General features: G+C 44.8%; 22 protein-coding genes. 9 read left to right on the forward strand and 13 right to left on the reverse strand.

Annotated features, from left to right (window positions below; translation table 11 throughout):
- The first annotated feature begins 129 nt into the window (after positions 1–129).
- The 5 genes from ihfB to ABMY42_RS07900 all read left to right on the forward strand — a co-directional run bounded on the left by ihfB (position 130) and on the right by ABMY42_RS07900 (position 5,098).
- Positions 130–414: an integration host factor subunit beta gene (gene ihfB, locus ABMY42_RS07880; protein ID WP_005444856.1), complete on the forward strand. Its 285-nt coding sequence runs from the start codon at positions 130–132 to the stop codon at positions 412–414.
- Between the two features lie 140 nt (positions 415–554).
- Positions 555–848, forward strand: coding sequence for a lipopolysaccharide assembly protein LapA domain-containing protein (locus tag ABMY42_RS07885; RefSeq protein ID WP_005444857.1), 294 nt, complete (start codon positions 555–557; stop codon positions 846–848).
- Positions 849–866: 18 nt separating this feature from the next.
- Complete coding sequence (lapB, locus tag ABMY42_RS07890; RefSeq protein ID WP_005444858.1) at positions 867–2,042, forward strand: lipopolysaccharide assembly protein LapB; 1,176 nt, start codon at positions 867–869, stop codon at positions 2,040–2,042.
- A gap of 83 nt (positions 2,043–2,125) precedes the next feature.
- A complete protein-coding gene (pyrF, locus tag ABMY42_RS07895) occupies positions 2,126–2,827 on the forward strand; it encodes an orotidine-5'-phosphate decarboxylase (RefSeq protein WP_005444860.1) in 702 nt (233 codons plus the stop codon).
- Positions 2,828–3,250: 423 nt separating this feature from the next.
- Complete coding sequence (locus ABMY42_RS07900; RefSeq protein WP_005444862.1) at positions 3,251–5,098, forward strand: extracellular solute-binding protein; 1,848 nt, start codon at positions 3,251–3,253, stop codon at positions 5,096–5,098.
- 90 nt (positions 5,099–5,188) lie between these two features.
- Here the strand turns inward: ABMY42_RS07900 and ABMY42_RS07905 are convergent, their stop codons facing one another.
- From ABMY42_RS07905 to ABMY42_RS07925, 5 genes are read right to left on the reverse strand one after another with little or no spacing between them, the layout of a single operon-like run.
- Positions 5,189–7,249, reverse strand: coding sequence for a heavy metal translocating P-type ATPase (locus ABMY42_RS07905; protein ID WP_349266176.1), 2,061 nt, complete (start codon positions 7,247–7,249; stop codon positions 5,189–5,191).
- Positions 7,246–7,566, reverse strand: a complete 321-nt coding sequence (locus tag ABMY42_RS07910) for a hypothetical protein (RefSeq protein WP_005444865.1) — start codon at positions 7,564–7,566, stop codon at positions 7,246–7,248. The genes ABMY42_RS07905 and ABMY42_RS07910 overlap by 4 nt, the downstream gene beginning before the upstream one ends.
- A complete protein-coding gene (locus tag ABMY42_RS07915) occupies positions 7,556–7,861 on the reverse strand; it encodes a hypothetical protein (protein WP_005444866.1) in 306 nt (101 codons plus the stop codon). Before ABMY42_RS07915 ends, ABMY42_RS07910 begins: the two co-directional genes overlap by 11 nt.
- Positions 7,854–8,621 carry a YtxH domain-containing protein gene (locus ABMY42_RS07920; protein WP_009698467.1) on the reverse strand — a complete coding sequence of 256 codons (768 nt, stop codon included), beginning with the start codon at positions 8,619–8,621 and terminating at the stop codon, positions 7,854–7,856. The genes ABMY42_RS07915 and ABMY42_RS07920 overlap by 8 nt, the downstream gene beginning before the upstream one ends.
- Complete coding sequence (locus ABMY42_RS07925; RefSeq protein ID WP_005444868.1) at positions 8,618–8,950, reverse strand: HMA2 domain-containing protein; 333 nt, start codon at positions 8,948–8,950, stop codon at positions 8,618–8,620. The genes ABMY42_RS07920 and ABMY42_RS07925 overlap by 4 nt, the downstream gene beginning before the upstream one ends.
- A 140-nt stretch (positions 8,951–9,090) precedes the next feature.
- Between ABMY42_RS07925 and ABMY42_RS07930 the strand changes: the two genes are divergently transcribed.
- Positions 9,091–9,453: an HMA2 domain-containing protein gene (locus tag ABMY42_RS07930; RefSeq protein ID WP_223295770.1), complete on the forward strand. Its 363-nt coding sequence runs from the start codon at positions 9,091–9,093 to the stop codon at positions 9,451–9,453.
- Positions 9,454–9,542: 89 nt separating this feature from the next.
- On the opposite strand, the gene ABMY42_RS07935 is transcribed toward ABMY42_RS07930, so the two are convergent.
- The 8 genes from ABMY42_RS07935 to ABMY42_RS07970 form a co-directional block, all read right to left on the reverse strand.
- Positions 9,543–9,995 (reverse strand): hypothetical protein, encoded by a 453-nt coding sequence (locus tag ABMY42_RS07935; protein WP_005444870.1) that lies wholly within the window; start codon positions 9,993–9,995, stop codon positions 9,543–9,545.
- A gap of 107 nt (positions 9,996–10,102) precedes the next feature.
- Positions 10,103–10,342: a hypothetical protein gene (locus ABMY42_RS07940; RefSeq protein ID WP_005444872.1), complete on the reverse strand. Its 240-nt coding sequence runs from the start codon at positions 10,340–10,342 to the stop codon at positions 10,103–10,105.
- A gap of 159 nt (positions 10,343–10,501) precedes the next feature.
- Positions 10,502–10,984, reverse strand: coding sequence for an SRPBCC domain-containing protein (locus ABMY42_RS07945; protein ID WP_349266214.1), 483 nt, complete (start codon positions 10,982–10,984; stop codon positions 10,502–10,504).
- Between the two features lie 84 nt (positions 10,985–11,068).
- Entirely contained in the window at positions 11,069–11,848 is a 780-nt protein-coding gene (locus tag ABMY42_RS07950; protein WP_349266177.1) for a hypothetical protein, read from the reverse strand.
- Positions 11,849–12,069: 221 nt separating this feature from the next.
- Positions 12,070–12,639 (reverse strand): ABC-type transport auxiliary lipoprotein family protein, encoded by a 570-nt coding sequence (locus ABMY42_RS07955; protein WP_009698461.1) that lies wholly within the window; start codon positions 12,637–12,639, stop codon positions 12,070–12,072.
- A complete protein-coding gene (gene pqiB, locus ABMY42_RS07960) occupies positions 12,639–14,285 on the reverse strand; it encodes an intermembrane transport protein PqiB (RefSeq protein ID WP_009702050.1) in 1,647 nt (548 codons plus the stop codon). The genes ABMY42_RS07955 and pqiB overlap by 1 nt, the downstream gene beginning before the upstream one ends.
- The gene (locus ABMY42_RS07965; protein ID WP_050936833.1) at positions 14,278–15,609 is read right to left on the reverse strand and encodes a paraquat-inducible protein A; all 1,332 of its coding nucleotides are present in this window, start codon (positions 15,607–15,609) and stop codon (positions 14,278–14,280) included. The genes pqiB and ABMY42_RS07965 overlap by 8 nt, the downstream gene beginning before the upstream one ends.
- 175 nt (positions 15,610–15,784) lie before the next feature.
- Complete coding sequence (locus ABMY42_RS07970) at positions 15,785–16,690, reverse strand: LysR family transcriptional regulator (RefSeq protein ID WP_017817866.1); 906 nt, start codon at positions 16,688–16,690, stop codon at positions 15,785–15,787.
- Positions 16,691–16,829: 139 nt separating this feature from the next.
- Here ABMY42_RS07970 and ABMY42_RS07975 point away from each other — a divergent pair, with 139 nt between their 5' ends.
- The 3 genes from ABMY42_RS07975 to ABMY42_RS07985 all read left to right on the forward strand — a co-directional run bounded on the left by ABMY42_RS07975 (position 16,830) and on the right by ABMY42_RS07985 (position 19,930).
- Entirely contained in the window at positions 16,830–17,243 is a 414-nt protein-coding gene (locus tag ABMY42_RS07975) for a hypothetical protein (protein WP_005444886.1), read from the forward strand.
- A gap of 66 nt (positions 17,244–17,309) precedes the next feature.
- Positions 17,310–19,421, forward strand: coding sequence for a protein-disulfide reductase DsbD domain-containing protein (locus ABMY42_RS07980; protein ID WP_009698457.1), 2,112 nt, complete (start codon positions 17,310–17,312; stop codon positions 19,419–19,421).
- Positions 19,418–19,930: a protein disulfide oxidoreductase gene (locus ABMY42_RS07985; protein WP_053049702.1), complete on the forward strand. Its 513-nt coding sequence runs from the start codon at positions 19,418–19,420 to the stop codon at positions 19,928–19,930. The genes ABMY42_RS07980 and ABMY42_RS07985 overlap by 4 nt, the downstream gene beginning before the upstream one ends.
- Positions 19,931–20,001 lie beyond the last annotated feature (71 nt).

Genomic DNA, 20,001 nt, shown 5'->3' on the forward strand with positions numbered 1-20,001 from the left:
CTATGCTAAAAAAAGACATTTTTTGATTGCGCATTTTGTGTAAAATTTGTCTAGAATTGATAGCAAGTGTTTGTTGGAATTAGTATTACTTACTATAATGAGTGATAAAGATACTCAAAGAGGGCAACTATGACTAAGTCTGAACTGATTGAAAGACTCTGCGCTGAGCAAACACATTTATCAGCAAAAGAGGTAGAAGATGCTGTAAAAGATATTTTAGAGCACATGGCTTCTACACTAGAGAGCGGTGACCGTATCGAGATCCGTGGCTTTGGTAGTTTTTCTCTTCATTACCGCGAGCCTCGCGTAGGTCGTAACCCTAAAACGGGCGATAAAGTGGAGTTGGAAGGTAAATACGTTCCTCACTTCAAACCTGGTAAAGAGCTTCGTGAACGTGTAAATATGGTTGGCTAAGGCTCTCTTATTAGTTTGAAAAAGCGGCATACTCTCGTGTATGCCGCTTTTTTATAACTAGATTATTGGTAATATACATGGTCTGAAGAAACATTTTACTGCATAATCTTACCTACTTACTCCTCGAAGGGTGATGTAACATGAAAATTATAAAAATCGTTGCTGTTTTAGCTCTCTTTTTAATTGCACTGGCTTTAGGTTCTCAAAACCAAGAGATCGTGACTTTCAATTACCTTTTAGCGAAGGGTGAATTCCACTTATCAACGCTACTAGGTGTGGTCTTTGTGGTTGGCTTTGCTCTGGCATGGGTTATCTTTGCTAGCATCCAATTCAAGACTCAACTTCAGGTTCGTCGTCTGAAAAAGAAACTTAAAAAGTATGAGCCCGCTGAAGCAGAGAAACCTGCTAAACCAGCAGTAGCAAAACAGGCATAAGGATAAGGCTTAACTTTAATGCTTGAACTACTCTTCTTGTTATTGCCGATAGCCGCCGCCTATGGCTGGTACATGGGGCATCGCAGCGCTCAGCAAGACAAGCAGAAGCAATCTCATCAGATATCCCGTCAGTACGTGACGGGTCTTAACCTGCTTTTATCTGATCAGTCAGATAAGGCGGTTGACCACTTTATTGAATTGCTCCAAGTTGATAACGAAACGATAGATACACACCTAGCGTTAGGTAATCTTTTCCGTTCTCGTGGTGAAGTCGACCGTGCAATTCGTATCCACCAAAACCTGATTTCCCGTTCTGGTCTGACTCTGGATCAGAAAAACCTTGCTCTCCAGCAACTGGCGAAAGACTACATGGCTTCCGGCTTTTTAGACCGTGCCGAGAAGATCTTTGAGCAGCTAGTTGATGAGCCAGACCATCGTGAAAGTGCCCTTCAACAGTTGGTGACTATTTACCAACAAACCCGTGAGTGGGAAAAAGCGATTCACTACGCAAACCAGTTAGCGAAAATGGGCAAAAAACGCACTCGTATTCGCGCTAACATTGCGCACTTCTGGTGTGAGCTGGCGATGCTTGACCAAGCGGATGGCAATACCAATAAAGCCATTCAACATTTCAAGAAAGCACTTTCAGAAGATCCTAAATGTGTCCGTGCGAGTATTGCTCTTGGTCGTGTGTACTTGGAATCAGAAGACTACAAACACACCATCAAATACCTGACTGGCGTGCTTGAGCAAGATAAAGACTTTATTAGTGATGTACTGCCAACAATTGCCGAGTGTTATCACCACCTTGGTCAAGAAGATGAGCTGGTGGAATTTTTACGAGCATGTATCGATAAGAAAGCCGGTGTATCGTCTGAATTGATGTTAGCACAGTTAGTTGCGCACCATGAGAGTGTGGGAGCCGCACAAGAACTACTAACCAAACAACTATTGAAAAACCCAACTATGAAGGGCTTCTACCGCCTTATTGACTACCATATTGCAGAAGCAGAAGATGGTCGTGCAAAAGACAGCCTTTCTACACTACAAGCGATGGTTGGTGAGCAATTAAAAGTTAAACCGCACTACCGATGCAGGAAATGTGGTTTCTCCACTCATTCCCTTTACTGGCACTGTCCATCGTGTAAAGGGTGGGGGACGATCAAGCCAATCCGAGGATTGGACGGTGAATAATTTTAATGCAGCTGGCAGAGTTTCTGTCCGCTGCATTTTTTTGACCTTTATTTAATAAGAACCAAAAACAGTTAGGAGATGAAATGATCGACCAAAAAGTTATTGTCGCACTGGATTATGATAACCAAGCTGATGCGCTTGCGTTTGTAGACAGAATTGATCCTGCGTCATGTCGCCTTAAAGTAGGCAAAGAAATGTTTACGCTATTTGGTCCTGATTTCGTACGTGAGCTTCATAAACGCGGTTTCTCTGTATTCCTAGATCTGAAGTTTCACGATATCCCGAATACGTGTTCAAAAGCGGTTCGCGCAGCAGCTGAACTGGGCGTATGGATGGTGAACGTACACGCAAGTGGTGGCGAGCGCATGATGACAGCATCGCGTGAAATTCTTGAACCTTACGGTAAAGACCGCCCGCTACTTATTGGTGTGACAGTGTTAACAAGCATGGAGCAGAGCGATCTTGCTGGAATCGGTCTGAACGTCGCTCCTCAAGAGCAGGTTATTCGCCTAGCAACTCTGACAAAGAACGCTGGTCTTGATGGCGTAGTGTGCTCTGCGCAAGAGTCATCTCTACTTAAAAATGAACTTGGAAAAGAATTTAAGCTAATCACTCCAGGTATCCGTCCAGCAGGCTCTGAGCAAGGTGATCAACGCCGCATCATGACGCCAGTAGATGCCATCCAAGCGGGGTCTGACTACCTTGTAATTGGTCGTCCGATTACTCAGGCTGTGGATCCTGCATCGGTCCTTAAGTCAATCAACGATAGCTTAGCAAATATGTAATGTTGATTTGAACCGAACGAAAAAGGTGAAGTGGGAACGCTTCGCCTTTTTTGTTTTTGCTGCACTGAAAAAATAGAGGTAGCTGTAATTGATATCGTTTTGCCTTGACTGTATGGCTAATGGCACTGCTAGGTTCACACTTTGCTAACATAAACCGCTTTGATACTCGGAAAGTGCAACCATGTGTTATGGATGGGTTGCGTTACAAATGTGTAACGAATACTATGGAGTGGATGCATTCACTGCGTTGTAAGGTCAGGATGACCTAGTGAAACTCTCTGATATTTATACGGAAGTGAACAGGACTTCACTTTGTATTCGCTCCCATTATTTCCTTTACTGTGTATTAAACACAGTCGCTTCGAGATTCACTTGTTGTCGTTCTTCTGGTCTTACTGCGCAAACACGACAAGGAAGAAAACAATGATAAAAACTCTGCCATTCTCGGCATTGGCAATGTTAGTGGCGAGCAGCTTTCAGTTAAATGCTGCGGAGCTACCTGCTGACATCGAATGGATTTCGAATAATAACGAGCCTCTTTTCGCTTCTGATGAAGCTGTACGAGGCGGCACTCTGCGCACATATATGATGAGCTTTCCACAGACTCTTCGTAGCGTTGGTCCTGATGCTAACTCAGGTCTACGTCACTACTTTATGGATGGCGCACCTAAATTGGCACAGCGCCATCCAAACACCGGTAAATGGATCCCACAATTAGCCAAAGAGTGGGCGTTCGGTGAAGATAATAAAACAGTTTACTTTAAGCTGGATGAAACCGCTAAATGGTCAGATGGTGAGAAGATCACCGCAGACGACTACGTATTTATGATGAAGTATTACACTTCAGAAGACATCATCGATCCTTGGTACAACGACTTCTTTAAAAACAGTATTGTGAGCGTAGAGAAGATTGATGAATACACAATTCGCGTTAATCTTTCTGTTGCGCAAAGCCACGACTCTCTCATGGTTTTGATCAATATGCCAAGTAACGGCTTCCAACCTCGTCCAGAACACTTCTTTGAGGGTGAAAAGGACGAAAACAAAGACGGTATGCCAGATAACTTCGTCCGCAAGTTCAACTTCAAGGCAGAACCGACCGCCGCCCCTTACTACCTTGATAAGATCAAAAAGGGTAAGAGTGTTACCTTTAAGCACGTTGGTGAAGATTGGTGGGGCTATAACAACCGTTATTACAAAAACCGTTACAACGTAGACAAAGTACGTATCACTGTAATTCGTGACCAAGACATCGCGATGAAGCACTTCGAAAAAGGCAAGCTTGATTACTTTGATATGGTGCTACCTAACCTTTGGCACGACAAAACAAACAGCGATGGCTACACCAAGGGTTATATCCAAAAGTATTGGGGCTTCAACCAATCACCTCAAGGTGCAGGTGGTCTGTGGATGAACACAGCAATGCCGATGCTAGGCAATATAGAAGTACGTAAAGGCATCATGGCTGCAACAGACTACGATGGCATGATTGAAAACATCATGCGTGGTGACTATTCACGTAAGCCACACGGTTTAGGCTTTGGTCATGGTGAGTATGATGATCCAAACAATACACCACCAAAATTTGATCCAGCAGAAGCGGTTAAGCATTTCGAGAAAGCGGGTTTCGATAAAATAGGGGCGGATGGTATTCGTGTTAATGACAAAGGCGAGCGCCTAAGTTTTGCGATTACTTACGGTTACAATTCTCATACTCCTAGAATTGCTTATCTAAAAGAACAAGCGAAATTAGCGGGTCTTGAGTTTACCCTTAACCTTGTTGATGGCTCCTCTGCGTTTAAATACATCCTAGAGAAAAAGCACCAACTGGCATTCCTAAATATGGGCTCAGGTGAAATCCCAGCATATTGGGAATACTTCCACTCAGCGAATGCGAACAAGCCGCAAACGAATGCACATACGAACTACAGTAGCCCTGAGCTAGATAAGTTAATTGAAGCGTATGACAACGAGTTTGAACAACAAAAGCGTTATGACTTGTCACGTCAGATCCAGAAGTATGTTGGTGATGCAAACGTGATCGTCCCAGGTTACATGGTACCTTATACTCGTGTTGCACATTGGCGCTGGCTGATTACACCAAAGGATGCAATGACCAAATCCACCGAGAGCATGTTCCATCCAATGGATATTGGTAACTTCTGGATTGATAAGTCTGTGAAGAAAGAAACAGAGAAAGCGATGAAGAGTGGCAAAGTGTTCCCAGAAGTGACAGTCATTGATGATCGTTACAAGCTTTCATCAAACTAATGCTCTCCCTTAGATAATAAAAAGCCCCGATACTCGATTGAGTCGGGGCTTTTCTCATCGCTTTCAGGAGTCTTTTCTTAAAGCGTGCATTTATCCATGTCTAAGTGCTGCAGAGCGACCAAGGATAGACAATGTTGTGCCGTTATGGAGTAGAGCACTCATCGTTGGGTTGAGCCAACCTAACGCAGCAGCAAGCATGATTCCGCTATTCACGTATTCTGCGATCTTGATGTTAGAGTTGATCACATGCATGGCGATATTGGCAAGCTCACGCGCTTCTGCCAGTCCGTATAGCTGATCACGAAGAAGCACGACATCGGCAACTTGGCGGGCAAGTTCAGTACCTCGACCCATTGCGACACCGACATCAGCTGCGGTTAAAGCCGGCGCATCATTTACGCCGTCACCAACAAACATAACAGTGCGTCCTTCAGCTTGAAGCGCTTCAACGATAGTTGATTTCTCTGAAGGGACTGCTTCAGCGAAGACTCGATCTAGTTTCAGTTCATCAGCAAGAATGCTGGCTTTGAATTGGCTGTCACCAGTAATCATGATCAGCTCTTTGACACCAAACTGGTGCAGTGCATTTAGCGTGTCTAATGCATCTTCACGCAAGTGATCGCGTAAGCCAATCATGCCGATCAACACATTTTGATGCGAGATGAAGATAAGGTGACGACCTTGCGCTTCATACTTCTTGATCACATCTTCAAATGGTGTGAAGTCAACACTCTCATGCACTTCTAAGAAGTGGCGACTGCCCATTACCAACTCATGATCATTCATGGTGCTCTTGAGACCATGGGCAATCACGTATTCCACTTCACCGTGCTCGATGTGTGGTAGTTGATTGTGTTTTGCCGCGTTTACCACAGCCTGAGAAAGTGGGTGGTTGCTGTGTTCTTCGACAGACGCTGCAATAGCGAGTAAATCACGAGCCGTGTTGGAATCGCATAATGGAATCACATCCGTTACCTGCATATCACCATGAGTGAGCGTGCCCGTTTTATCAAACACACAGGTGTCTATTTTTACCAATTTTTCAATTGCGCTGCCGCCTTTGAACAAGATCCCTTGTTGTGCCGCACGGTACATGATGGATTTGAAGGTTACTGGCGTACTGAGTTTGAGCGCACAGGAGTAATCTACAAGGAATACAGACGCGACGCGATTAATATCCTGAGTTAGCGTAAAGACTGCGGCTCCGATACCCAAGGTAATTTTCACGCGGCGGTTTGCCATGTCTTGTGTAACCTGCTGAATTTCGCTCTTTTCACTCAGCGAGTCATAAATCAGTTTGGCAATTTTTGCGGTGGTCGCTTCGCTACCGACCTTGTCGACGCGAACTTGAATTGTACCTTCGTGCACGCTAGTTCCAGAGTAGACGACAGCACTTTCCTCACGACGAACTGGCACATTTTCACCAGTCAAAGAGGATTGGTTAATCAGTGCTGCCCCTTTGATGATAGTGCCATCAACAGGAATAGACACACCAGGAGCCAGCTCAATGACATCACCAACGTCAAGCTCCGTTGAGTTCACTTGTGTGCGTTGTGTTCCGTCTACGCGCCAAACAATCGATTCCTGAGGACGCATCAAATCAGCCAGTAGTTGATCACTGTTGCGACTGGTCTTTTGCTCCATGTATTCGCCAAGACTGATTAAGCTTTGCGTCATCATCGCAGTACGGTAATCACCGCGCCAAGCCGATAAACCAACAGCAATTGCATCTAAGACTTCAACAGAAATGTTCTTGTCTTTGAGATCGCTGACCCCTTCAAATAAGGTTGGAGCAATCAATGTTGCGGTTGATATTGCTCCCCATTTGTTGGGCAGTAAAGCCGCCGCGATAGTACCAATCACGTTCATGGCAATGTCGCCACGCGTAAATTTGTGTTCTGCTTCTTCTTGAGTGGCTTCTGCTAAATCAAGTTGGCTTAGACGTTCTTCAACCGTTTTTGCTTGTAGCAGTTGTGTGTCATATTCGACGACAACAGATTGAGCAGACTCATTGACCCGCACAGCACTGATGCCTTGGATTGCCATTAAACTGGTTTCAATCCAAGTGCCGACATCTTTGTGATGCCTTAATGCTGATGCTTTAAAGCGGATCCGACCGGGAAAGTGATGCTTTACCTGAATCGAGATCATTCTTCGCCTTTGTATAGGTTACGGTAGTATTCCAGCTCTGCTTGTGTGTCTTCTAAGCGTTCTTTAAGCTCTTCTACTTCACCACGGACTGCGGACCAAGCTTTCTCACCAGTAGTCGTAACACCTTGCTGAAACTTTTTGTTTGTCAATAGGTAAGCAACTGCTGCCCCGGCTGCCATACCCATCATAAAATGCGTTTTTGTGTTTTGCTTTTTATATGGTTGCTCTGCAGCCTGCTGTTGTGGATCCACTGCTTGGTTTTGTTGCTGTGGGTAGCCGTAGTAAGGGTAACCGTAGTATGGGTTGTTATTGTTCATCTTTAGATTCCGAAACTTGATCCATTAAGTAAAGACCCGCTGCACCTACGCTGAGAATTGTCAGCATAGAGAGTGCAGGGCGACCGGCCATTTTTTCTGCCACATACGTTGTCGCACCAGCGATTGCTGCAGTCTTAAGTGCAGATTTTGCGGCGCTGGTAGCCATTTCATTAGTGTCGATATTGCCCGCTTTATGCTCTTTCCACTGGCTGGCAATCGTCGCGCTGCCACCTGCGATAGCACCGACTAACATGGCACGATTGGCAGAACTGAGTTTATTGGCTGAATTACTCATGTTCTTTGATAACTGGTTGACCGTTTTCACCTTCGTTTTCTTCACTAGGTGCTTTTTCGGCAACTTCTTTGATTGCAGGTTCTGCTTTGTGACGCTCTACAGATTCTTGGAAGCCTTGTTTACCCGCAGCATAAGTCTCTTTAAAGATTTCACTTCCTGTCGACACGTTCTCTTTCACTGCACTTGCAGTGTTTACGGCGCCTTCTTTTACGCTTGAACCACCAGATTTCAGCATGTCGCCAGCACCTGATACCAAGCCCATTAGTTTGCCGCGCACATTTTCATTGCTTAATAGAAGTGCTGCTGCAGCGCCTACCATAGCGCCTTTCCAAAACTCTTTATCGTTCATACCGAAAGTTCCTAATATCTCTTTAAACATGCCTGCTTCTTCACCGAGAGCGCCTTCTAGCATCGCCTGAGCTTGCTCGAATAATGGATCGCTTTCTGGTGTTTCAGAGGTTTGAGGTGGTTGTTGAGGTTGCTGTGGGTGTTGCATCATCCCCGCATGCGGCCAGTGTGGGGGCGGTGGCATCATTCCCGGGTGGAATTGTGCGCCCATGCCCGGCGGCATTTGGTGAGGATGACAAAATGCAGGATGTGGGAAATGCGGCATCATACCCATTTGATGAGGCATCATCATTGGTGGCATTTCACCGTTTTGCATGCTTGCCATGTAAGCATTCGCCATTTCCTTTTGCATTTCCATCATGGCCTTGAAGTAGGCTTCGTATGGATTTGCGTTGTTCAATGAGTCACTCATGAACGTTCTCCATCTAAGTCTAGTTGCTCAGCTATCGCGTAGCATGCTCGTTCAGCAACCTCTTTTGATTCCGAAAACAACGCGTCAATTGCTTTGGGGTTGACTGTTGTTGGGTCGTATTCAATGACGATACTGCCCGTCGCATTATTCAACTTATAGTTTTTGAATGCCGGAATTGAAGAAATGGCTTTCTCGATGTCGTCACTTCGGAAACTGGCAAGATGCGCTACGATGCCGAGCTTGTATTTGAGTCTTACTCTTCCCGGGATATGGTGGCCAATCGATACCCACTTTCTTAGTTTTAAGGCCTGGTCGACGTACTGTTTCATAAAAAAATTATACGGTAAGCGAGGTCAGATTCATTGAGAAAAAGGATCATGTGACGAACTAATTACAAATGCTTTGCGCTTAATCAATTTCAATGCTACTGTTGAAAATAGTAATGGTTATCATTTGGATTGACGCTAGCATGAATACTTACATTCACAAGACAAATCATAGGCTTAGGGTTCGTTCTGACTATATTAAAGATCACCCCAAAGAGGTCGAAGAATTGATTTGTCAGTTGGAAGGGATTGATGCTGTACGTGAAGTAAAGCATAAGAAATATGCAGGATCTGTAGCGATCAGCTTCGATAGTCGTGAGCTAGATTGTGACAGTTTGATGGAAATTCTAGAAAGTCATCATTGGACGCAAAGCAGCGAAAAGCCTTCTTTTGTTGAGAAAGCAATGGTGAGCGGAACAAAGAGTCTAGTGAAAGGATTAACAGGGGTCGCATTGACTCGTATCGTTGGTCCATCAGTCAGCCGAGTTATCATGAATTTGGCATAAGCGGTTGAGAAAAAAAGAACATTAAAAAGCCCGGCATCAAGTCGGGCTTTTTTGATCAAGTACGTTTGGCTATCGCTTTACTTGTGACGTTAAGCACTAAGCTTAAACTTCTTCGCTGCGCACTTACAAATGCCATTCGAGAGAGCAGGGCAACGCTTGCAAGGTGGTGATTTCAAGGGCAAATGACCGACTGATTTAACTGAAAATGCAGGTGTTGAATCGTTCGCTGACTGTTTTGATAACGGTACTGAGGTTTTTTTAGGCGCAGTGGTGAAATCAACGACACCGCCAGCATCGTTAAACCAAGATAACAGTGGATTGAGAGGCGCGGCGAGCTCATACGCTGCACTCATTACAGCTTGGTTTGCGACGCCTTTCAGCTCATTAACGAGTTCACTTTGTGAAGAGAAAGTGTGAGATTTTGATGTGGCAGGGCTGCCTAATGCGTTGTTCTTTAAAGCACTAAGTTGTTTATGTGAAGAAGAAGCCATTTTTTTTACGGTTTTCTTCTTCAATTTTTTTAGCGCTTTCTTCGCGTTCATTGCAAAACCTCATACGATAACTGCCGATAATTTAACAGTAATGCGATTAAAAATAAATCTCATTTAAGGTTTGCAAGCGCAATTTTTTACTTTAGCTGGCTTGGTTTCTAAGCAACTAAGTAAGAAGCTTCTAGTAGGTAAGTTTTAGCATCGCCCAACAAAGCAAATTCTTTGTCGATAGCTTTAAAACGTTCATCAATAGAGTCCGTTGCCACAATTTGGCTAAAGGCTTGTACCGAGAAAGTTTCGTTAGACTTAAAGAATTGATGCACATTTTCCAATTGGACTTTATGTATGTGCTCCACCTTGCTTAATGCGGTGGTTAGATCTGAAATGTTAATCGACATTGCTGCTCAAGCGCCTTATCTATTGACCATTAGGTCATAGGATTGGGGATTTATAGTTTTCGCTAAGGGTATCCTAAGCGACGTGCTTCAAACATGATTGAGATCAGGCTGAGCGCATTTATTGAGCATATTAAGTAGCAAGTAGAGTGTATATTTTCATTATTTCTCGCAATTGCCGTGAGATTGGCGGCACAACTCTTCTAACCATTTTAGGTGGTACTTTCTTAGCTGTTTTGGTGCGAAGTATTTTGTAATCCAGGTCATTCCACCGCGTTGGGTACTTTCCGTTGTAATACAGCAACCTATTTTTGTCGGCTCTAAAACCCAAGCGTGGTACATATCAACACCTCCTTTTTTTCCTTTCCATGCCAAGCGTTGATTCAAGGTGTATTCGACTACTGTGCAGTGAAAATCAACCCAAGATGTTTTCCAACGAAACATGGTGTTTTTGCATAACGTGCTATCGCCACTTAAGATCTGAACCATGGTTTTAGAGTGACGCCATGCCGGCCACTCAGGAGCACGAACCAGATGTTGCCAAACAACTTCTGGTGGTTCAGGGATCTCGATTTGGCTGCGTACGTGTATATGAGAATGTTTAGGGTGGTAATAATCTGGCCAGATAACTTCCGATTTATTCATCATTAAGCTTTGCCTAAGTGAGAAGGATATTACTAGCTTAGAAGATCCTACGTTGGCGTGCTGCAGCGCCTTATGTTGAGGGGACTAAAAATATAGTCCAAGACCAACAAGAAAACCGTGAGAGGCAGTATCGTATTCGAAGGTTCCCTTATTGACATAGTCCACCCAAGTCGATTTGTAAGCCAGGTTAATGTCCGACCAATCATTCATGTGATAACGCAAGCCTATTTGTGTCGCATAAGTAAAGTTCGTATCTGCTCCAAGACCAGCGTCTAAACTTGCATGAAAACGCCAGTCTTTAGTGAGATTGTTTAACCAACGCACGCCCACTAAGAAATCAACCCAGTCCTCTTTGATGTTTAATCTGTCTACGAGAATGCGGTTATCGTTACGGTAGACTTTACCCTTGATGTCGTTATCCCACCAACGTAAGCCAAACATGTAATCAATCATGCCAAATGAATGGATTTCTCGTTGGAACACTTTTGCTTCAAGTACGCCTTGTCTGACGTCCAGATCTGCACGATAAGTAACATTAGGTAAAATGCCAGATAGATTATTCGCACTGCCATTTAGATCCATAAAGCTGTAATCGAGGTAATAACCCCATTTATTTTTGTACACTCCTTCAAGCCTTGCCATCGCACCAATATCAAGATGATCCATGATGAACTTAGGATCTACGTCAAGGTCAGTTGAGAAATTCCCCATTGTGGAATCGCCATTAATATTCAGAGCCTGCATGTAGACTTCAACACTATGCTGCCAATGGCTTGGTGACGAGTATGTATCGTCTGCCATTGCAAAAGGTGCTATCAGATAAGAAGAGAGCAGAGAAAGAACCGGCAGGATTTTCTTAACCATATCAACGTCCATATTTTAATTAGATGAGTTGCATAAAGATTAGCGTAGGGCATGGAGTGGGGTAATTCAAAAACGACGACTAACGGAAACGCTTTATTTCACTCACGGTATCGCTAGATATGGCTTAATAGTGTTTTCTCTGGATGATGTTGAGAGAAGAGGGCGATTAGATATTTGAAGAAGAAAACGCCCACTCCTCAATTGGAGTGGGCGAGAGAGTTTTATAGTTGAGCAGCGATTTGATCAGTAAGGTTATTCAACCCAGCGGAAAGCGCGTCAACAAGCGCATCATAACCTTCGTCTTGCAAAGGCAGTTTGATTGTTACAGGTGCACTGTTTTTCACTTTGCCATTCGCATCAATGATAAGCCATTCGCCTTCAATTTCTGCGTTTCCTTCATAGCTACCATTAAACTTACTCAGCGATAACTGAAGTTTACTTTGGTCACTTTGGTCGAGTAAGTTGTTCACTTCTACCGGCCAGTATTGGCTTTGCTTAGCACGTAGATCATCAATCATGCGTTGAGTAATTTGCTCAGAGATACTGTGCGCCCACTGGTTGTGTTTTGCTTGAATGATTTGAGTCTCAGATGTTCGGTACACAATGCCACTGTCAGCAAGATAGCTTGCTAGTTGAGCTGGACGAACAACAAGCTGTGGACGTTGTGCAATCATGGTGTCGCTGATTTTCGCTGAGCTTGCTTCAGGCAACACATACAATGCCCCGGTGTTTTCTGGTGCACTGCTACAACCTGCCAATAGGGCAGAAATCAATAAAAGTCCGCGTTTCATTATTTTTGCCCTCTAACAGGAATTGGATCATTCACTTCATCTTCACCAAAGACCAATGAGTTTGGTTTTTCATTTAGTTGCTTAAGAACGGGCTTGAACTCCGTCATTACCTGCTCCAACTCTTTCAATGTGGACTCCATCTCACTATACATAGTGGAATTCGGACCATAACCATCCAAGGTTTTCTGCAACTGTTCTAAGCTCTTGCGAATGTCTTGTGGAATGGCTTTGGTATCGTCTTGGTTAAGCAATTTGTCAACACTGCTTGCAACGCGCTCAGCAGAAGCGAGAGTGCGCTCTGATGTTTTCAGGGTTTTATTTAATGATTGAAGCGTCTCTTCCATCGGTAAGCTATTAATTTTGGTCAGGAAGTCATTTACTTGGCGTTGTACTTGAGCGAACCCACCTTGTTTGGTCGGGAATACGTCTAAGCCTTCAAACTCGCTTGGGACGTATGGGTCTTCATCAGGATAAAAATCGGTATCAATGTACAATGCGCCAGTCAGCAGGTTGCCGGTTTTTAGTGTTCCACGAAGCCCTTTAGCAAACTCTTCTTTCAGTTTCTGTTTGAAAAGAGGTAGCTTGTCGGCAGGCAAGTCGTTGTACACGCGTCCAAGTTCAATACGAACTAAGACAGGAATTTTTTTCGCAGAGAAATCTTCGTCTGGCGTTGGCATACGCATTGGCACTTTCATTACAGTACCGATACGTAGACCGCGATATTCCACGGGTGCTTTACGTTTAAGACCACGTACTGATTCTTCAAACATCATGACAAATTGGATGTAGTCGTCGTACATGCCTTCACGCACTTGCTTAACGTCATCGAATAAACGGAAGTGCGTCATATCCTCTTTGACTTCATCTCCCGCTCCTAAGCCAGGTAGGGTATCAAAGACAACCCCTCCAGTGATTAAGCTTTCAAGAGAGCCAAACTTCACCTCAAAACCTTCGGCGTTCAGTTGTAAGTCAACACCTGAACTTAGCCAAAAATGAGTCTTAGTGCGCACAAGGCTGTCGTATGGTTTGAAGATAAACAGTTGGTACAGTGCTCGGCGAGTATCCACGTCAAAGCTAGTGGTTTCTACACGCCCAACGGTGAAGCCTTTGTAAATCACCGGATCGCCAACGCCGAGTTTGCCTGCTTCGCGGTGGGTCAAGACAATGCGTAGACCCTCTGCATCAGGGGAGGCAACGGGTGGAACGTCAAGTACGTTAAAGTGTTCCTTTTCAACTTTGGAGTTGCCTGGTTGCAGCTGGATATAGGCACCGGAAAGTAGCGTTTCTAAACCAGAAACTCCCTCCCGACCAATACGCGGTTTGACGACCCAAAACATCGAATCCTCACGCAGCATACGATCGGCATCTTTGTTCATTTGTGCCGTGGCAATAATGTGGTCGTAATCTTTGCTGAGCTTAACATCTGTGATCACTCCCACTTTTACATTGAGTGCCTTGATTTCGGTCTTGCCGACTTCAATGCCTTCTGCTGTTGGTAGCTTCAGAGTGATCTCGGGACCAGTACTGTTGATGTATTGAAACAACATCCACGCTCCCATCGCCAGTGCAAGGATCGGGATGATCCAAATTGCGGAGACCTGCTTTTGCGGTTTTATTTGAGCGGTTGCTTTGTTCTCATCACTCATATTTAGCTTTCTCAGTTAAGTTATTCGTCATTGGCTTCTGCGTTTCGTTTTGTGGTAATTGCCATAACAAACGCGAGTCAAAAATCATGGCAGAGAGCATGGTGAAAATGACCACTGCCGCAAATGAAAGGGCAGCAGGACCAGGGTAGATCGCCATTAGGTTTTGCAGTTGTACTAACGCAACCAAAATCGCGACCACAAAAATATCAATCATTGACCAGCGCCCAATAAACTCGGTCATTCGGTACACTTTTAAACGCGAGATACTTTCCTCTGGTGGCAAGTATTGAGCTTTCTGCGCGTTGTAATAAAGCCATGCTAAGGCGAGCATTTTTGCCATAGGAATGAAGACACTAGCAAAGAAAATAACGGCAGCGATTGGGTAGGAGCCTAGTTGCCACAGCAGCACCACACCCTCCATGATGGTTGAACCTTCGGAATGACCAAGGCTAACGGTATACATCATTGGATAAAGGTTGGCTGGAATGTAAAAGATGATAGAGGCAAACAACAGTGCCCATGCTTTCTGTAAGTTATTCGCAGGATTGTATTTATGAACTGGGCTATGGCAACGAAGGCACTTTTGATGTTTAGTATCTTCGATAGGGTTAAGCTGATGGCACGTGTGGCAACCAATGTGATTATTGTCATGGTGCGTGTCACCTTCTTTCACATTTGGTAGTTCGATAGATGGGATGAAATGCCCCCATAGCCAGCTCTTATCTACCATAGAAATACACTTCACCACCAAAACTGTGTACACACAGAATGCCCAGAATGAACTGCCCATGCCTATCTCAGCCAGCGAAGCAATCTTAATTAGGCTCACTAACACGCCAATTAAAAAGACATCGACCATCAACCAAGGTTCTACTCTAAACAGAATTCGACACAGAGTCTTCGCCATGCGAATTTGTTTTTTACTCAATGGATGCTTGAGTGACTTCAAGGCTTCAAGATGAAGGAAAAGAATCAAACCGACGTAGATCGCGGGAAGGATGACAACGGTCGCAAGTAATAAAGCGCCAAGGAGCGCATTATGAAATTCCGCTAGCATCTTCGCTGCGTGCATTAGAGTGATTTCTTGAGATAAACCTTGAACGCTGAACGACATGAATGGGAAAGAGACACTCAAAACTAGCATGATCAAACAAGCGACCGAGACAGCAAGAACGCTTTGATACGGTTTCGCGTTGATTTTAGTTAGCGAATGCTCACAGCGAGGACACTGTGCTTTTTGACCTTGTTCGATATCAGGAATACGAACGACCAAGCCGCACTCTTCGCAGGAGATCAATTGACGTGAATTAGGTTGGGTGCTCATTCATTAATTATTTTGTACTTTTAATAACTAAGAATAACCCTTTTTCACGTTATGCGCTTGTTTTTGCGGGATTGTTTACACGTTTCTTACCTGTTTAATGCAAAACCAGCCTTAGAGACTGGTTGTTGCGTTATCCAGAGAGGGCGAGGAGTGATGAGACGCTCTAATGTTCGTTTTAAGCTTTCGCGTCTTGTTCAAACTTGGCTTTGATGAAATCAATAAAGGTTCGTAGACGTTTAGGTTGGTAGCGGTCACGATGGAAAATCGCTGACAGAGGTACCGATGGGATTTCCCATTCTGGCATTACTTTGACCAGCTTGCCTTGCTCTACTTCTTTGTCACAGTAACTTAAGGGTACGCGAATAATGCCGTTACCGTAGAGTGCGCCCATCACAAGAGCGCGACCATTCTTACAACGTAAATTACCTTTCACTATCACGTCACTTTGTTCAGTTGGTGTAGCAACGTTACGGTAGCTCCAACGCGTAACTGAGCCTGTGAGAGTACGGTGTTTCGCCAGCTCTTTAGGGGCGACTGGTTCGCCATGTATTTTAAGGTAACGTGGACTCGCGAGTGTGACCATGTCGATCATCATCAACTTACGCGCAACGAATCCAGCGTCTTCCAGTTCTCCCATACGAATAGCAACGTCGAACTGGTCTTCGATCAAATCAATTCGAGGCGAAGAGAAGTCCAAATCCACAAATACATCTGGGTATTCCAACATGAATTCATTGACGTATTTAGCGACGATGTCTTCGCCGATATAACCGCCGACGCAGTTCACTCGGATCAACCCTCGAACTTCTTGAGTATCGTCGACAGCGGCAATTAATGCTTGGTCGATATCATGCAGTGCTTTTTCGCATTCTTGGTAAAAACGTTCACCGGCATGAGTCAAACGCAATGTTCGCGTAGTTCGAGTGAGTAGAGTCACGCCCATTTGCGCTTCGAGCCCACTGATTTGGCGAGATACATGGGAACGCGATACTGAAAGGGCTTCTGCCGCTTTGGTGAAGTTGCCCAGTTGAGCAATCAAAACAAAGGAGCGAATATCAGCAAGATTAACTTTATTGAGCATGTTGAATTATTTACGGAAATGGTAGTCATAAGACTATCATAATTAGCTACCAATGAGAGCGGCGCAGAAAATTCATACCACTTGAGGTTTATATAAACTTGCGTATGATTCCCGCCAACGATTGACAATCAAAACGAATATGCTTGCATCCACTTCACAATCTGCTGCATCCCAACATCAAGGGAAATGGCTCCTAGCTTTGATTGGCTGGGTGATTGTGGTGTGCCTGTTGAAAAACTCCGGCTTGATGTTCAGTTGCGCCATGCAATATGACTCGAACACGACCTCGGTGTTGGTTGATGGGGGGCGAGTTAATGATGTCACAAAGATTGAGAGAGCCGACAGTGGGCACGATACGGGTAAATGTGAGTTATCTGAAAAACTGATTCAATTTGCTCAACAGCAACTGGAAACCATGGTTGTTGTACTGTTTATTGGTCTCTTCGTATTAGCCGTGTGGCGCTGCTGCGCATTTGCTAACCAAAGGCAATGGACAGAACCGATAATCCATAAGTATCGGGTCCATCTCACCCTATGTGTATTCCGTGAATAACAAGTGATTTCTGACGAGTATTTTTCCGTCAGTAATTTCTACACTTGTTTTTAACTAGGAATCACTATGAACCACATTAAAAAAACAACTCAAGCTGCGGTTATGATCTTCATGACGTTAGCGCTGAGCTTATTCTCGTTATTTGCCCAAGCACAGACGACAGACACCGGGTGGCTGACCAACCCTCAACATCCACCTGTACAGACGCGCTTTGTACTTACCGGACAACAAGATCCCAATACCAACACACTTACTGGTTATCTTGATGTCAAACTCACCGGCGATTGGAAAACCTACTGGCGTTCACCGGGTGAAGGTGGTGTCGCGCCTTCTATTGATTGGGAAAAATCACAAAACCTAACCAAAGTGGATTGGCAATGGCCGTACCCGCAGAAATACGAACTGCTTGGTATTGAAACGCTGGGTTATAAAGGTGACACCGTTTTCCCAATGACGTTGCACGTCGAAGACATGAATAAACCAGTGACGATTGATGCGACGCTGACACTGTCTTCGTGCACGACCATTTGTGTCCTGACGGATTATCACATTCAACTGTCTTTCCTACCTTCCGACTTACAAGTTGATGAAGGAGTGATGTTTACTTACGCGCAAGCAGTGAGCAGTGTGCCTCAGCCTTCTCCTTTTGTTGAAGTTACGCAAGCAAACTGGGATGCGAGCCAATCTAAGTTGCAAATCAAACTGACCAACTCACAAGGATGGCAGAAGCCAGAAGTGTTAGTCGATGGTGTCGATGAAACAACGAGCGATTACAGCTTCAAGTTGGAAGGGCTGCATCAAGAGGGCAATACGCTTACCGCAAACTATTTAGTGAATACTTGGTTGGGTGACGTAGAGCTGGATAACCAATCGCTTTACGTCTCAATCAAAGATAACAACCTACTGGCGCAAGAAACCGCGCAAGCAAAAGCGGGTGTTATCACGCAAGCTTTGCCAACCACTTCACTGGTGAACATATTCTTGTTTGCGCTACTAGGCGGCTTGATTCTGAATATCATGCCTTGCGTACTACCAGTACTAGGTATGAAGTTAAGCAGCATTGTGGCCGCACAAGGTGTTGAACGTCGCCAAATTCGGACTCAATTCATCGCTTCTTCGTTAGGTATTCTGACTTCGTTCTGGCTTTTGGCTGGGTTTATCTTAGTGTTGAAGCTGACAGGTAATGCTATCGGCTGGGGTGTGCAATTCCAAAGCCCTTGGTTCTTAGGCTTAATGCTGCTGGTGACCGGATTATTTGGCGCCAACATGCTTGGTTTGTTTGAAATTCGCCTGTCTTCAGGTACGAATACTTGGCTAGCGTCGAAGGGCGATAACTCGCTATTTGGACACTACGTGCAAGGAATGTTCGCGACTCTGCTTGCAACGCCTTGTTCTGCGCCTTTCTTAGGTACCGCCGTTGCGTTTGCACTGGGTGCGGACGTAGCAACGCTGTTTGCTATTTTCACCGCACTGGCATTAGGCATGGCACTGCCTTGGATCTTAGTCGCTATCTTCCCGGGTATCGCGTTGAAGTTACCAAAGCCAGGGCAGTGGATGAATGTCGTGAAAATCGTATTCGGCATCATGATGCTGGCAACCAGTGCATGGTTGTTGTCATTGATGGCGAATCACTTACCAGTATTTTGGGTCATCTTAATCGGCTTGGTTGCATTCATCGTTATTATGGCGCGTGTCAAGCGAGTCTACGGTAACAAAGCGCTGGCAGTGTCAGGTACGGCATCGCTCATCTTAATCGCTGGTGGACTGATGCTAGGCAGCATGACAGCGAATCATTGGGCAACCCCATTGCCTGAAGACTTGGCTTGGGAAAAGTTATCGAATGAAGCGATTGCGGAACACGTGAAAAATGGTCGCGTAGTATTTGTGGATGTGACTGCTGACTGGTGTGTCACTTGTAAAGCCAACAAGATCGGTGTGATCTGGCAAGATCCAGTTTACTCATTGCTGCAAAGCCCTAATGTTGCGACGTTAAAAGGCGACTGGACGCATCCTAATAGTTCAGTTACCGATTTCTTAAGAGCACATGGTCGTTTTGGTGTGCCATTCAACATAGTTTATGGTCCTGCTGCCCCAGAAGGTATTCCTTTACCAGTGATTTTGACTGACGATGTTGTGGTGAAAGCCATTGAGCAAGCAAGCGGAGGTGTGATTAAGTGAACACCGTAAAAAAGCGCAAGTCGCTGAAATATTGGCTTGGTCAAGCGCTACAAATCATCCTCATGGTGACTGTTATATCGGTCGCGATGGATTGGTATCGCACCAAAGACATTCCCAAAGAGCATGCGCCGCCTCTTAGTGCAATCATGGCGGACGGTGAGTTCGTCGATGTGATTGCCAAAAGCCATGACGAGCCTGTTGTTGTGTATTTTTGGGCAACGTGGTGTCCTGCGTGTAAGTTTGTTAGCCCTAGCGTGAGTTGGTTGAGCAACTATTATGAAGTCGTTGCTGTTTCTGGTGCCTCTGGTCCAGAAGAACGTGTACAAAAATTCATGCAGGCAAAAGGCTACCAGTTCGATAATGTCAATGATCCCAAAAGCACCATCATGCAAGAATGGAGCATTAGCGTAACTCCGACTATCTATGTTGTAAAAGATGGGAAGGTAAGTTCAATTACAACGGGTGTTACCACACCAGTAGGTATTTTAGCGAGGATCTGGATGGCTTAAATCAATGCGTAGCACGTCGACTTTTTTCACGCTTTTACAAGGACATAAGTGTATAGGTGAGTAGGGCGTGC

The sequence above is a fragment of the Vibrio sp. SSH13-20 genome, from assembly GCF_040104475.1.
Classification (GTDB): Bacteria; Pseudomonadota; Gammaproteobacteria; order Enterobacterales; family Vibrionaceae; genus Vibrio; species Vibrio harveyi.

Excerpts from the sequence above, each read along its gene's own strand:
- ihfB (WP_005444856.1), top strand. The coding sequence starts at position 130 with ATGACTAAGTCTGAACTGATTGAAAGACTCTGCGCTGAGCAAACACAT.
- ABMY42_RS07885 (WP_005444857.1), top strand. The coding sequence starts at position 555 with ATGAAAATTATAAAAATCGTTGCTGTTTTAGCTCTCTTTTTAATTGCA.
- lapB (WP_005444858.1), top strand. The coding sequence starts at position 867 with ATGCTTGAACTACTCTTCTTGTTATTGCCGATAGCCGCCGCCTATGGC.
- pyrF (WP_005444860.1), top strand. The coding sequence starts at position 2,126 with ATGATCGACCAAAAAGTTATTGTCGCACTGGATTATGATAACCAAGCT.
- ABMY42_RS07900 (WP_005444862.1), top strand. The coding sequence starts at position 3,251 with ATGATAAAAACTCTGCCATTCTCGGCATTGGCAATGTTAGTGGCGAGC.
- ABMY42_RS07905 (WP_349266176.1), bottom strand. The coding sequence starts at position 7,249 with ATGATCTCGATTCAGGTAAAGCATCACTTTCCCGGTCGGATCCGCTTT.
- ABMY42_RS07910 (WP_005444865.1), bottom strand. The coding sequence starts at position 7,566 with ATGAACAATAACAACCCATACTACGGTTACCCTTACTACGGCTACCCA.
- ABMY42_RS07915 (WP_005444866.1), bottom strand. The coding sequence starts at position 7,861 with ATGAGTAATTCAGCCAATAAACTCAGTTCTGCCAATCGTGCCATGTTA.
- ABMY42_RS07920 (WP_009698467.1), bottom strand. The coding sequence starts at position 8,621 with ATGAGTGACTCATTGAACAACGCAAATCCATACGAAGCCTACTTCAAG.
- ABMY42_RS07925 (WP_005444868.1), bottom strand. The coding sequence starts at position 8,950 with ATGAAACAGTACGTCGACCAGGCCTTAAAACTAAGAAAGTGGGTATCG.
- ABMY42_RS07930 (WP_223295770.1), top strand. The coding sequence starts at position 9,091 with ATGAATACTTACATTCACAAGACAAATCATAGGCTTAGGGTTCGTTCT.
- ABMY42_RS07935 (WP_005444870.1), bottom strand. The coding sequence starts at position 9,995 with ATGAACGCGAAGAAAGCGCTAAAAAAATTGAAGAAGAAAACCGTAAAA.
- ABMY42_RS07940 (WP_005444872.1), bottom strand. The coding sequence starts at position 10,342 with ATGTCGATTAACATTTCAGATCTAACCACCGCATTAAGCAAGGTGGAG.
- ABMY42_RS07945 (WP_349266214.1), bottom strand. The coding sequence starts at position 10,984 with ATGAATAAATCGGAAGTTATCTGGCCAGATTATTACCACCCTAAACAT.
- ABMY42_RS07950 (WP_349266177.1), bottom strand. The coding sequence starts at position 11,848 with ATGGTTAAGAAAATCCTGCCGGTTCTTTCTCTGCTCTCTTCTTATCTG.
- ABMY42_RS07955 (WP_009698461.1), bottom strand. The coding sequence starts at position 12,639 with ATGAAACGCGGACTTTTATTGATTTCTGCCCTATTGGCAGGTTGTAGC.
- pqiB (WP_009702050.1), bottom strand. The coding sequence starts at position 14,285 with ATGAGTGATGAGAACAAAGCAACCGCTCAAATAAAACCGCAAAAGCAG.
- ABMY42_RS07965 (WP_050936833.1), bottom strand. The coding sequence starts at position 15,609 with ATGAGCACCCAACCTAATTCACGTCAATTGATCTCCTGCGAAGAGTGC.
- ABMY42_RS07970 (WP_017817866.1), bottom strand. The coding sequence starts at position 16,690 with ATGCTCAATAAAGTTAATCTTGCTGATATTCGCTCCTTTGTTTTGATT.
- ABMY42_RS07975 (WP_005444886.1), top strand. The coding sequence starts at position 16,830 with ATGCTTGCATCCACTTCACAATCTGCTGCATCCCAACATCAAGGGAAA.
- ABMY42_RS07980 (WP_009698457.1), top strand. The coding sequence starts at position 17,310 with ATGAACCACATTAAAAAAACAACTCAAGCTGCGGTTATGATCTTCATG.